Genomic DNA, 12135 nt, shown 5'->3' on the forward strand with positions numbered 1-12135 from the left:
CAATAATCTCAAGTTTGATATTGCAATTTAATAACTATAGTACAACGCATATTTCCCAAGTTAGAAAAATATGCAACAATCCTTAAACTTGATCAAATACCTTAATGGGCGTGAAAGTTAAGAATTTCTTTATTATGTGAACTATGTACTTAAGTATAAGGCAACTTGCAACCGATAAGATCAACATACGTTACAAAACTTAACTTATAAATATAACCAAAGGATGATGGATTTTAAACCCGTAGGTTGGGCGTCCCGCCTGACTATAAGCACAGCACAAGCACAGGCAAGATGCCTATGCTACGTTAAGCTGGACTAGGAGTTAAAGCTTCTATTCCTTTAGATAGAGAAGGTTGAGTTGGTGAAGATTTTACTGGTTCTGTTTTGGCACTAGGGAAACCACTTTCAAACAAAGGTCGGAAACTATTTAGTTCAGCAACCAAAGCTGAACCGTTACTGATGATAACGCCTAATACTGGGTCGAAGGCAAATAAAACTCCCGCTAATACTACACCAATATTAGGAATTGCAATCAGGGCTGTATTTTGGTAAACAATATCCATTGCTTGTTTGGCAATGGCGATAGCATCAGGTATAGCGCGCAGGTCGTCTTCTAATAACACGATGTCAGCTGTTTCTCTAGCAATATCAATACCACTAGCAAAAGAAATAGAAACATCAGCATGAGCTAGAGCAGCAGCATCATTTATTCCTTCACCAACAAAAGCAACGGTTCGCTCCTGACTTTGAAGTTGCCGAACTACTTGAACTTTTTGGTCGGGGAACGATTCTGCATAAACATGGCTACTGTTAATGCCTAACTGTTTTGCTACACTATTTGCAACTCGTTTACTATCACCCGTTAACATATAAGTCTGGTGTCCAAGGTTTTCTAAAGTGGCAATTACTTCAGCACTTTCCGCGCGCGCTGGGTCTGTATATAAAATTACGCCAAGTAATTCTCCACCTTTGGCAACATAGACTGTTGAGTGACTTCCTGTTTGTAATTGTGGATGTTGTTGATAGATGGGATTTATATCAATGCCTTCTTGGGAAATTAAACGATGGCTACCAGCTAAAATCTTTTCACCACCGATTTCAGCTACTACACCAAAGCCAATACGATAGTCCCATGCTGAACAAGGTTGAGTTTGAATATTTTGTGCTTGGGCATAACGGAGAATGGCGCCTGCAACAGGATGGGTGTTACCTTGTTCTGCGGAGGCAGCAACTTCTAATACTTCGGTTGATAATATTGTTGAACTTGCAGTTAGTATCTCAACAACTTCAGCGTTTCCTTGAGTAAGTGTTCCTGTTTTATCAAATACTACTGTGTCTATTCGCGCTAATATTTCTAAAGCACGACCGCTACGAATATAAATTCCGTGTCGTGCGGCAAAGGTGAGAGCAGCAATTACAGTAGAAGGCACCGCAATACGGATGTTATGACTAAAATCAAGGTGTAGTGGTGCCAGTGACCGAGAAACATCCCGAGTCAGAGCAAAAATTGCGCCGCTTAATAACATGCTGGGAACAATTGTGGCATCTGCGACTTTTGCGGCGTAGTCTTCAACACGAGTATCATGAACTGGAGCGGACTGTAAAAGTTGTACCGTTAATCCAACGCGCGTATTGGAACCGAGTCGTTTTGTTAAAATACTGATTTTACCTTCTAAAACTAAGGTAGACGCATGAACTACCTGTCCTTCGGAGCGAGATACTAAACTAGATTCTCCTGTCAACTTATGTTCGTCAATTAAAGCTGTTCCTCGCAGTACTCTACCACTCACCGGAATAATTTCACCTGGATATACAACAACCCGTTCTCCCTTTTGTACTTCTTTGAGTGGTACTAAAACTTCAGTTCCATCACGCTCTAAGCGAGCATATTTATTCATGCTACTTAGCAAATCAAATACCTGCTGCTCTGATGCGCGCGCGGTGGAATCTCGAAGTGCATCTCCCGTATACATCAAACTCAGCATCAACGACGGGCCAACAAAATCTCCTTTTAATGTATACAAACCCAGCCAAATAGCATCGAGAATATCAGAGTCAAGGCGCCGTTCCTTTACTACTATTTCTATGATTCGGCTTACAAAAGGAATTGCAGCTGTTGTCACTAAGGCGCCGAGTGCAATAGCTGGTATGGGCATTAACTGAGTTGATAGCACAGCCAAGCTCAAACTTAAAACAGGTAGTCCTAATCGTTCTATCCAGTCAATATCTGGTCTAAGCTCACTTTTACCCGGTGCTATACCCGCAGGAACCTCCGCATCACGTGCCTTTTCAATACACTTTAATATACTTGACTCAACAGTTGTAATTGATACAGCAGGGTCATAATTGACGATGAGCGAACTGGATAGTAAGCTTATACGGACACTAACCACAAAGTCAAAAGATTCAACTAACCAAGTTAACTTGCTAGCATATTCTGGGTCGGATGCAAGTCTCGGTATACGGATGCGAAACCGCTCTGAAGTAACATGAATAATTTCGTAGTCGATTTTTGCGTGGTTGAGTATCAGAGCTTCATATTCCGGTAGGGCTGGCATAAATTTCTGCCTCTGTAATGGTACTAGCTTAAACTTTAGTTACGAAACAAAACATTTAATTGTTAAATGTTGCCTATTAAATTTTCTTAACTTAAATTTTCTTAACTTAGAATTTGATTAACGCTTTTACTTGAACCGTAAAAACATTATCGCGCCCGCGCGTTTGATGTGCGCTTCTACCTACAGTATGAAAGATTTTGATGTACGTTAGGGATTTCAATTTATTATATCTTCAAAATACTTAACTTATATTTACATCTTGTGATTCTACGACATCTATCTTTCTGCTGATAGAGGCGTTAAGCGAAAATTATCTTTACTATGGATTCTATATGCAGGCTTGATGATTAAAAGTGTTTGTAATTCATAAACTTGTCTTTATTTATAAGCACTTTCTCAGTAGTTCTCACGTATATATTAATTTTGCTTACCTATAGCTGTTTGACCTGAGAACGAAAGCAGTGTAAATTAATGCTTGGGGATTAATGTATTAGTCCCCAAGATAGATGTTTTTGAATGAAACTCAAGTATAATCAGCGATTCAACTTAATAAGAAGGCAAAAATTTGACGAGCGAAAGTCATTTAATATATAGTACTGAATTTAGATGAGTTTCGGATGTAACAGTCCGATATCTATGAGAATCCAGAGAATATCAAGCTTTTGGATTTATTATCTCTGTAGCGACAGTTGATTATTTGGTAAATTTTATGTCCCTTGTTGCCATAGACCGGGTTAGTATCCATTCCAACAGGCGTCCTCTGAATGATCAAAAAGTTGCAGAGTTGATGCAGTCTATTAAAGCGAATGGACTTTTAAACCCTATTACTATCGACCAAAACCTTAATCTTGTCGCTGGACTCCACCGACTTACTGCCTGTAAGTTATTGGGGTTAGACCAAATTGAGTGTCATATTGTTACCTGCGTTGACTGTGACCACGCGCGGTTAGCTGAAATTGACGAAAATTTAATTCGTAACGAACTGGAGGCTTTGGAGCGGGCAGAACTTTGGTTGGAGCGGGATAAAATTTTAGAGCGTATTGGTTTACGCGCGCAATCTGGAGAAAATCAGTATACGAAAAAAGGGGATGAATTGATTTCACCCCCCAGTAAAACAACACAACAGCTTGCTCAAGAAACTGGTTACAATAAGCGAACTTATCAATTAGGCAAGCAAATTGCCAAAAATATAGACCCAGAAGTTAAAGAAGTTATTAAGAAAACACCTGTTGCCAAAAGCCACTCAAATCTGCTCAAAATAGCTCGTGCGGGAACTAAAGAGCGGGAAGTTGCCGAACAGGCAGAAAAAAAAGCAAGAGAAGCTGGGCGCCAACAAAAACGCTTAGAACAGGAAAAACACGAAAAGTTAGCAGCAGAGGCAAGAGCTAAATATAAGGAGCAGCAACTAATGGCACTTCAAAGTACTACCGCCGAAATTGAGGCGAAACAATCTGTCAAACTTAATAGGACGAAGCCAAGTTTTGAAGATAAACGCTCCTTATATAAAGCTTTGCCAGAAGTTAACATTGGTGATGAGTGGATGCTTGAGCGGCACTTAGTTTATTGTGGCGATACGGCAGATAGTACATTTGTAAATAAATTATTGCCATCAAATGCGTCTTTGGCAATTGCAACCCCAGATTCACCTTGGAACCATGATTATTTGGTTAATGAAGCTCATGTTGTTGCTGTCATCGCGCGTGAAGGGAAAATTCAGGATTTTTGTATTCGCCACCGGATGCCCTTCAGGTTCGAGTGGGTCTTAGATAATATGTATATAGGGGTTTATTCTCACAAAGCCATCTTAAAACCAGAGAAACCTGCTGCGATTGAAGGTATTGAAGGTATTGTCGCCTATTTGATGGGGCTGTATACTAAAGCTGATAACTTTGTTTTGGCGCCTTTTTTGGGGCATGGGGAGGTACTAATTGCCTGCGAGCGGATGGGAAGGATTTGCTTTAGCGGAGATAGAAATCCTGAAAACGTCGAACGAGCTATTGACCGTTGGCAAAAGTGGACTGGACAAGAAGCGAGAAAAGAAAACAGCTGTACATAAAACATCCGTTTACACAACTAGATTCATTAGCTTTTACTAATGAATAGTTATGAATAATAAAACTCAACTACTTTAATATTGCAATTCCAGCAGCTTATAATAGCTTAACTTGTGAGGAGGTGTCACTAGAATTACTATAGCTGCTGGTATTTTTTTACTTCAAAATTGCGCTGAATATGTGCCTAAAGCAGTATATGCAATTGTCACATAACTTGTAGCTCCAGCAGACTTAAAAAATTCTAATCGGTAACCAAGACTTTCATCTATTGCTCTTTTACCCAAAAGCGTTTAAAAATATGGCATTTATCAAAGTTGATAATATGATCATCAATACTACTTATATCGCTGCTGTCAGACTAGAAGGTCAAGACCCTTTTGGTGAAGAAAAAGTGTCTCTACTTCTCGCAATTCCTACTAGTAGTACGCATCTACAGCAAGCTAATCAAAATAACTTCTTCCAGTATGAATGGATTGAATTTACTGGTTATTCAGCCATTGCTCTCATAGACTACTTCAGCAGCTTTAATAACGTTATTGATTTAATGCCAACAAACAATAGAAAACATCAACAAATCAAATAGGAGGTAAGTTGAACACAAACGTCGCGGATGAAAAGTAAACCAGTCCTGCATTTCAAGTCAGGACTGGTAAAACAAAGTTAAGGAACAACGAAATATTCATACACACCAATGATAATCACCAACGCTCCTGACAGAATTCCAGCCCAAAATCCGGATATTCTTGTTGTAAAACGATTGCCTAGGAAATATCCCATTGATATGCCTAATATACTGAGTACAAATACTAGCAAGCTAGTTACCCATACGTTGAAATTAGAGATACCTCCCCCAATTCCTGAACCTAGGTTATTAAGCGTTAACCCAAAGGCAAGGGCAATAGACTCTCGCACGTCAATATAACCGGAATGGTCTAAATCAGCTTTTTCTGGGTTTTCCAAGAACTTTTCATAAGAAAACTCGTGCAAAAATTCTTGGGAAAACTCCTTAGAACGATCATTGTACACAGTGTCAGGTGCTAGTGGCGCCATAACTTGGTCTCTTGAAGCAAGTAGATAAGTAGCTGCTTCACGCACTCTGGCTTTTTTTCTAGCTTTTTTGCGCTTTTGCTTTAACGTTTCCCAAACACTCCATACTCCAACAGCTACCAAGACAAAGCTGCCTATTACATTGGCAGTATTTATAGATAAGTAATGATTAATATCTTTCCCAACGGCGATTGATAGATATGTACCAATACCAGAAACAAGAGCAATAAACAGATTCGTCAGAATACCAATTTTGAGTTTTTTAACTCCATAAGCGATTCCAACGGCAAAATTATCTATATTAGAGGCGATAGCAAGTAATAAAGCTGAGATGAGATGCATATGGTAACTCCTGCCACTTTTAAATGAGTCCTGAAATAATACTGACTGTCAACGCCAAAATCACGCTGTAGAAAAAGAATGCCATTACTGTATGTCCCAAAGCCAAACGTCGAATCTTAGATGTCACAAGCGCTGTATCTGAAGTTTGGGAAGTCATTGCTAAAGTAAAGGCAAAGTACATAAAGTCTAAATAGTCAGGTGGTTCATCGCTAGAAAAGTTCAACCCCCCACTGTATTCTGTTTCTGGCAAAGACTGCTTGCGATAATAAAATGCTGCGTAGTGTAAAGCAAACATTGTGTGTACTAGAAGCCAAGAACAAACAATCGCGATGATAGACAGCGCCACTTCCTTAGTAAAAGTGTCTTTATGTTTTGCTAGCACTGACGCAATAATAAATAGGCTCGCAAAAGCTACCGAGACAACCAGAATAAAAATTGCCAGATGGTCTATTTCCTGGTGTTGCGCGCGGTAGCAAGTCTTTTGGGAATTTGAACTAACCATCATTAGCCCAATCAGCGCTAAGAAACATACAATTCCTGTATCCCAAGCAGCAAGCAGGCGAAATTCTAAAGTTGCAGACGGCATGACGAGGAAAACAACTCCTGCCATTATTAACGATAACAGTAAGCGTGGAAGTGGTTGTTCAACTACGCTAAGTAAAACTCGTATCATAACTTTGTGAGGGTGTTAAAGTAATCCGGATGCAATATTAACGCTCGAAGCTAAAATCACCATGTAGAAGAAAAAAGAAATCATTCCGTGTCCTAGAGCGAGTCTTCGCATCGGTAAAGATGGAATTGAAACATCTGACGTTTGAGCCGTCATACCCAAGGTGAAAGAGAAGTACATAAAATCCCAGTAGTCAGGTAAGTCATCACCTGGAAAATCCAAGCCACCTAAATACCCCATTTCCTCGTTCAGGTAATCTTGACGGTAGTAACAAGTGGCGTAATGTAGGGCAAACATTGTGTGAGTTAGAAACCAAGAACCGATAACCGCTATTAAAGACAGAGCAACTTCAATTGCTTGAGTCGAAGTTGGGATATTTTTAGTGTCACTTACTGCCTGCATTAACCCAATAGCGAAGATACTGGTGCAAGCTGTCATCACTACCAACATAAATACAGCTAAATGCTGGGCTTCTTGACGCTGCGCGCGGTAGCGTGTTTTTTGGGGAGTTGCACTGCACATCATTAACACCACTAAGCTCAGGAAGCAAAGAATTCCTGAAATCCAACTTATCAAGATGCGGTTATCAAAATGCATAGAATCTGGTAGCGCTAAAAAAGCAACCATTCCCAACATAATAGATAACCCTAGTCGAGTCTTGGAATCTAAATGGCTCAACAGGCTGTGTCCAAACGCTAGACCCGTTGTTAATAGATTCTTAAAAGACCTTATGCGTTGAGGGAACTGGGTATTTTGAGCTTGTTCAGAATTATGTTTCTTGCGTGGAGAAGCTTTCATGGTCTTTTTGTTCGTTGTTTGAATTAGAAACTGCTATACCCATAGATAGAAAAGAATAGGCGCCGTTATGTAGAGACGCGAGGAACATCGCGTCTCTACTACACATATAAACCTAACTATTGGCGGATAGTACAAAATCTTAATGGTGTTAAGGTCATTATAGGACAGATACTTGAAAACAATAACTTTATTTTTCTTCTTTGTTCACTAAAATTTCATAAACTGTATCATCATAAATAATTATTGATGATATATGCGAAAATTGTTGAACCAGTTGATTAACAATTCTTAATCTCCAAAACCTCTGCAATACTTGTATTATTAATGAGTAGGAACACAGAATCAAAAACAAGTAGTGATTCTTTCCACTCAGTAATCATCTTTCGCATTAGCTACTATCCTAGGACACTATAGCCTGTCGGCATTTCCCCATACAAGCTTGGATACAGTTGAATGAACGAGCCACTAGATTTGCGGATCAACTTGCCGTCATCTATAGTGCGGTAGTTAAACGAATGATGATTTGTAATGTCCTTATTATTAGGAGTCTGAATTAATATGTTTGAACTAGAAGCTTTATTACTGGGACTAGAACCAATGACTGCTGCTGTTATAGGTGTAGGCGCCTTAGTAGCTGCACCTGTACTTGGCGCCATAGATGCTGCGACAGGTCATAATGTTTCCGAAGCAGCAAGATCGACAGCTAAAACTGGTTTGGTATGGGTTTTCCAAGCGTTTGATAAAGTTCAGTCGAGTGCAGCTGAAGCGAGTGAATCTTTCCAAGATTTAGTAGCAGAAGCAAAAGCTGACATTAGATCGTCAAAAAATGGCACAGGCGATTTATCACCGCGCGAAGTGACAATCGGTTAAACTCTTTTCAACACAGTTGCTCTATTCTAGATATTCAAAGGCTGATAACTTCGCACGTTTAGCTCAGTTATCAGCCCTTTATTTGATTGAGACGAGCAGAGTAGAATTAAAAGCCGCCACAGGTCTAGAGGTATTATGATTGACTATCCAGATTTCCTGAATGTGCGTAAACTCGCACTTATCCTTGTTGTTGGGCCTTTAGCATTACTAATGCTATTTGCGATGCTTGACCTTTCAGTACATTCAAGTAAAGTATTAAAAGTCTCCGAGCAATCTTGTGCAATCGAAAATCAAAAAACGTACAGTCAAGATGTTGATTGCCCTTGAGATTACATAACACAAGGGTTTAATCTATGCGAAAGTTAATTGCTGGTCTACACGAATTCCAAACCAAATATTTTAGCGAACATCGAGACCTTTTTGAGCATCTCTCTCACGAACAGCATCCGAGAGCATTGTTTATTACCTGCTCAGACTCCAGAATTGATCCGAATTTATTGACTCAAACCCAACCAGGTGAACTTTTCATCATTCGTAATGCGGGTAATATAATTCCTCCTTACGGTGCAACGAATGGTGGTGAAGGAGCAGCAGTTGAGTATGCAGTGCAAGTTTTAGGAATAAAGCAAATTATTGTCTGCGGTCATTCTAACTGTGGCGCCATGAAAGGTTTATTGCAGTTGGGTCGGTTAGCCGAAGATATGCCCTTAGTTTACGATTGGTTGAGACATGCTGAGGCAACTCGTCGGTTAATTAGGGAAAATTATCAAGACTACGAGGGAGAAGAGCTTTTAAATGCCACAATTGAAGAGAATGTTTTAACCCAGTTAGAAAACCTACGGACTTATCCTGTAGTTCATTCTAAACTTCATAAGGGTGAAATAGAACTCTACGGTTGGGTTTATAAAATTGATACAGGAGGAGTTTTTGTTTACAGCATGGAGCGTTGTAACATCCAAGCTGAACATGAAGTCCTTGTTTAATACATCTAATGAGACTCTTGTGGAAATTAATCTTGTGGAATGGGCGTCCTTGCCTGTTTCATTTCAATTAATAGGGCGGGCAAGGATGCCCACCCCACAAGATTGCTAAGTCGCATGGCGCCAACGCTTAGAACTCATAGCAACAGGCAAAGCTAATTCTTCAGAACCAGGTGCAATTGTTAGCACGCTTGGTTTTTTCTGTTGTTTAGAATTACTTGCTGATGCTGGTAATGGAATTGACGTGAAATCTGTACGCGCGCTGTTTATAAATTCAGCGATGAATGCAGAACTATTGTTGACCATAACGTTCCAAACTGGATTAACACCTAATACCATACCCCCACCTATTTGCATCATCAAGTTGGGGACAACAATTGTTGCTGTATTTTCGTAAACTACCTGCATTGCTCTTTTGGCAATTGCAATTCCATAAATTAATCCCCACAACTGAGAATCGAGTAGTACCACATCTGCTGTTTCTTCTCTAACAGACTCATCACGAGCAATTGAGATAGAAACATCACCAACCTTAAACTCCGGTTTGTAATTATATTTATCTTGGAGTACTGCTACAGTTCTTCCCTGATGTTGAAGTCCACGAACCAAATTTAAATGTTTTTGTGGGTTAGCTTCGCTCAATATATAGTCAGGGTGGATGGAAAATTTTTGGGCAAATTTTTCGGTAAGAGCAAGTTCTTCATTCAAATCGTAACTAATAATATAGATAGAAACACCCTGTTGTTGCAGCGTGTTGATTGCTCCAGTCACATCAGAACCAATACCATTTAAATACGTTAGTACTGGTTGCTCGATCACCAAAGTATCCATCTGTGACAACACCTCTAAAGCGCGACCACTACGGACGTAAACTCCATTTTCGGTGGCATAAGTTAAGGCACTAAGGAATGTTGTAGAGATAGAAATGGGGATACCGCTGCCGAAGTCAAATTGGAATGGAGAAATTGCCGCTCCTAAGTTACCAGTTACTGCAAAAATTGTGCCTCCTAATAATAAAGTTGGTAAAATTGCATTTTTGACAAACTCTGCTTGGTGGAGTCCTATTTGTGTATCATACACTGGCTCAGTTTGCATGATATTAGCCACCAGACCAATGCGAGTATTATCGAGCGTTCGCTTGACTTGGATTAATAATTCCCCTTCTAGCAAAATAGAAGAAGCATAAACTTCTTTGCCCGCACAACAATGAACAGGTGTAGCTTTTCTAGTGAGATGATAACAATCTACCAAACCGGCGCCGTGAATAATCACCCCATCTACAGGAATAAAATCACCCGCACGCACCTTAATCGAATCTCCGACTTCTAACTCACAAGCTTTAAGACTTAGCTCAACACCATCACGTTCTACCCAAACGTCTTGTTTTAGACAATCTAACAAATCCCAAGCCTTTTGCTCTCGACTTTTTTCGGCTTGACCGCGAAAACTGCGGCGAATTTCCACCAAACTAGTTTTGAGTGCTGGGGCAATATACTGTCCTTGCAGAGTTTGCATAGTCATCCATACTGAGTCAAGCAAGTCAATATTAGGATGACGGTGGTTAATAATGCTATCTGCCGCGCGGTTAAACCAAGGCAAAGCGGCGCCTGCAATAGCTGTACCCACTATTAAAGGAGGCACTTCCAACGGAGCAGCCATTACAGCCAAAGTTACACTGAGCAAAGGCATACCCAAATCTTTCCATTGGTTAACCTCTGGAATTTGGTCTAAATCATCAAAATCATCTGAAGTATTTTGTTTTAAATCAGAAGAATCAGAATGATTTGTTTGTTTCGTATAACTTGCCTGCTCTATGCAATTCAAAATCAGTTCTTGAATTTTACTATGGTTCGTAATATCTTTAGCTGCACTAGCTTTACAGTTAACAACAACAGAACTAGCGGCCGAATTAATCCGAACCTCCTTGACAAACTGCAATGATTCAAGTAGACCATTAAGAGCGAGAGCAAACTCTAAATCATCAGCTAATCTAGGCACTCGGATACGATAGCGTCCCAAGGTGCTATGAACAACTTCATACATAATTTTCAAATTAATTAGCGCAAAGAAACCGACTTTCTCCAAGAAACCCGGTTTCTAAAGTTGAGTTACAGCATAATTAAGAAAAAAGGAAATATAGGAATTCCAAAGGCAGCATTGAGCGAATAAGTTAAACCAGTTAGAACAACAGAAGCAGCAACTGAAACCACCAAGGATATAACCACATTTGGAATTACAACCTTGAGAGTATCAATTGCTGTATGTACAAAAGAAGAGTTAGGCGAGCTTGCAGAATAAGACATAAGGCCTCACAAGTGAAATAATTAAGTAGATGAAATAATCTTGTGGGATGGGCATCCTGCCCGTCCCTAACATATAACTAAAACCGGAAGCAGCTTACCAAAACTGCTCATGACTTAATCATCACTTAATATGCGAAATAAAACAAGCACTTTTAACAACTTTTAGGAATAACGGCACTCACTGCAAGAAGCTTGGTGCCGTTTTACAAGGGTGAGCTTCTATTTTAACGATATTTCAGCCGTTTGGAAATAGCCTTTGTCTCTTGAACATAATTATGAACAACCCAAGCAGTCATACAAAACAGAGCAATATAAGCAACCAAAGCGACCACAACCATAGTATCCATAACCTTTTCCTCGATTAGAGTCAGATTTATTTTACTTTGATTTTGAAATTTTATTTACACACGTGCTTGTACAACGTTTAAGAATTCTTTAGGGAATTTTACGTTGCTAAATATTTTTTTTCAATTTATTACATACTACTTTATATCAAGTTACTTTTCTTGTCTT

General features: G+C 39.5%; 11 protein-coding genes. 5 read left to right on the plus strand and 6 right to left on the minus strand.

Annotated elements, in window-relative coordinates; translation table 11 throughout:
* Positions 1 to 305 precede the first annotated feature (305 nt).
* Positions 306 to 2558, minus strand: a complete 2253-nt coding sequence (locus AC2JBO_RS14350) for a heavy metal translocating P-type ATPase (protein WP_496954325.1) — start codon at positions 2556 to 2558, stop codon at positions 306 to 308.
* 709 nt (positions 2559 to 3267) lie between these two features.
* Here AC2JBO_RS14350 and AC2JBO_RS14355 point away from each other — a divergent pair.
* Complete coding sequence (locus AC2JBO_RS14355; protein WP_496954326.1) at positions 3268 to 4614, plus strand: ParB/RepB/Spo0J family partition protein; 1347 nt, start codon at positions 3268 to 3270, stop codon at positions 4612 to 4614.
* A gap of 296 nt (positions 4615 to 4910) precedes the next feature.
* Complete coding sequence (locus tag AC2JBO_RS14360) at positions 4911 to 5195, plus strand: hypothetical protein (RefSeq protein WP_496954327.1); 285 nt, start codon at positions 4911 to 4913, stop codon at positions 5193 to 5195.
* A gap of 77 nt (positions 5196 to 5272) precedes the next feature.
* On the opposite strand, the gene AC2JBO_RS14365 is transcribed toward AC2JBO_RS14360, so the two are convergent.
* Genes AC2JBO_RS14365 through AC2JBO_RS14375 form a run of 3 tightly spaced genes read right to left on the minus strand, consistent with a single transcriptional unit; the run spans position 5273 to position 7469 of the window.
* Positions 5273 to 6001, minus strand: a complete 729-nt coding sequence (locus AC2JBO_RS14365; protein ID WP_496954328.1) for a manganese efflux pump — start codon at positions 5999 to 6001, stop codon at positions 5273 to 5275.
* A 19-nt stretch (positions 6002 to 6020) separates the two neighbouring features.
* A complete protein-coding gene (locus AC2JBO_RS14370; protein WP_496954329.1) occupies positions 6021 to 6674 on the minus strand; it encodes a DUF1345 domain-containing protein in 654 nt (217 codons plus the stop codon).
* A 15-nt stretch (positions 6675 to 6689) separates the two neighbouring features.
* Entirely contained in the window at positions 6690 to 7469 is a 780-nt protein-coding gene (locus AC2JBO_RS14375) for a DUF1345 domain-containing protein (RefSeq protein ID WP_496954330.1), read from the minus strand.
* A 558-nt stretch (positions 7470 to 8027) separates the two neighbouring features.
* On the opposite strand from AC2JBO_RS14375, the gene AC2JBO_RS14380 reads away from it, so the two are divergent.
* The 3 genes from AC2JBO_RS14380 to AC2JBO_RS14390 all read left to right on the plus strand — a co-directional run bounded on the left by AC2JBO_RS14380 (position 8028) and on the right by AC2JBO_RS14390 (position 9322).
* Positions 8028 to 8339: a DUF5132 domain-containing protein gene (locus tag AC2JBO_RS14380; RefSeq protein ID WP_496954331.1), complete on the plus strand. Its 312-nt coding sequence runs from the start codon at positions 8028 to 8030 to the stop codon at positions 8337 to 8339.
* A 135-nt stretch (positions 8340 to 8474) separates the two neighbouring features.
* Positions 8475 to 8666, plus strand: a complete 192-nt coding sequence (locus AC2JBO_RS14385) for a hypothetical protein (protein ID WP_496954332.1) — start codon at positions 8475 to 8477, stop codon at positions 8664 to 8666.
* A 26-nt stretch (positions 8667 to 8692) separates the two neighbouring features.
* Positions 8693 to 9322: a carbonic anhydrase gene (locus AC2JBO_RS14390; protein WP_496954333.1), complete on the plus strand. Its 630-nt coding sequence runs from the start codon at positions 8693 to 8695 to the stop codon at positions 9320 to 9322.
* A gap of 105 nt (positions 9323 to 9427) precedes the next feature.
* Here the strand turns inward: AC2JBO_RS14390 and AC2JBO_RS14395 are convergent, their stop codons facing one another.
* Together AC2JBO_RS14395 and AC2JBO_RS14400 are read right to left on the minus strand one after the other, a co-directional pair.
* Positions 9428 to 11362, minus strand: a complete 1935-nt coding sequence (locus AC2JBO_RS14395; RefSeq protein ID WP_496954334.1) for a P-type ATPase actuator domain-containing protein — start codon at positions 11360 to 11362, stop codon at positions 9428 to 9430.
* 65 nt (positions 11363 to 11427) lie between these two features.
* The gene (locus AC2JBO_RS14400; RefSeq protein ID WP_496954335.1) at positions 11428 to 11622 is read right to left on the minus strand and encodes a hypothetical protein; all 195 of its coding nucleotides are present in this window, start codon (positions 11620 to 11622) and stop codon (positions 11428 to 11430) included.
* Positions 11623 to 12135 lie beyond the last annotated feature (513 nt).

This window comes from Calothrix sp. CBUCES-K 9914, assembly GCF_059640475.1.

Excerpts from the sequence above, each read along its gene's own strand:
- AC2JBO_RS14355 (WP_496954326.1), top strand. The coding sequence starts at position 3,268 with ATGTCCCTTGTTGCCATAGACCGGGTTAGTATCCATTCCAACAGGCGT.
- AC2JBO_RS14380 (WP_496954331.1), top strand. The coding sequence starts at position 8,028 with ATGTTTGAACTAGAAGCTTTATTACTGGGACTAGAACCAATGACTGCT.
- AC2JBO_RS14365 (WP_496954328.1), bottom strand. The coding sequence starts at position 6,001 with ATGCATCTCATCTCAGCTTTATTACTTGCTATCGCCTCTAATATAGAT.
- AC2JBO_RS14385 (WP_496954332.1), top strand. The coding sequence starts at position 8,475 with ATGATTGACTATCCAGATTTCCTGAATGTGCGTAAACTCGCACTTATC.
- AC2JBO_RS14375 (WP_496954330.1), bottom strand. The coding sequence starts at position 7,469 with ATGAAAGCTTCTCCACGCAAGAAACATAATTCTGAACAAGCTCAAAAT.
- AC2JBO_RS14350 (WP_496954325.1), bottom strand. The coding sequence starts at position 2,558 with ATGCCAGCCCTACCGGAATATGAAGCTCTGATACTCAACCACGCAAAA.
- AC2JBO_RS14395 (WP_496954334.1), bottom strand. The coding sequence starts at position 11,362 with ATGTATGAAGTTGTTCATAGCACCTTGGGACGCTATCGTATCCGAGTG.
- AC2JBO_RS14400 (WP_496954335.1), bottom strand. The coding sequence starts at position 11,622 with ATGTCTTATTCTGCAAGCTCGCCTAACTCTTCTTTTGTACATACAGCA.
- AC2JBO_RS14360 (WP_496954327.1), top strand. The coding sequence starts at position 4,911 with ATGGCATTTATCAAAGTTGATAATATGATCATCAATACTACTTATATC.
- AC2JBO_RS14370 (WP_496954329.1), bottom strand. The coding sequence starts at position 6,674 with ATGATACGAGTTTTACTTAGCGTAGTTGAACAACCACTTCCACGCTTA.
- AC2JBO_RS14390 (WP_496954333.1), top strand. The coding sequence starts at position 8,693 with ATGCGAAAGTTAATTGCTGGTCTACACGAATTCCAAACCAAATATTTT.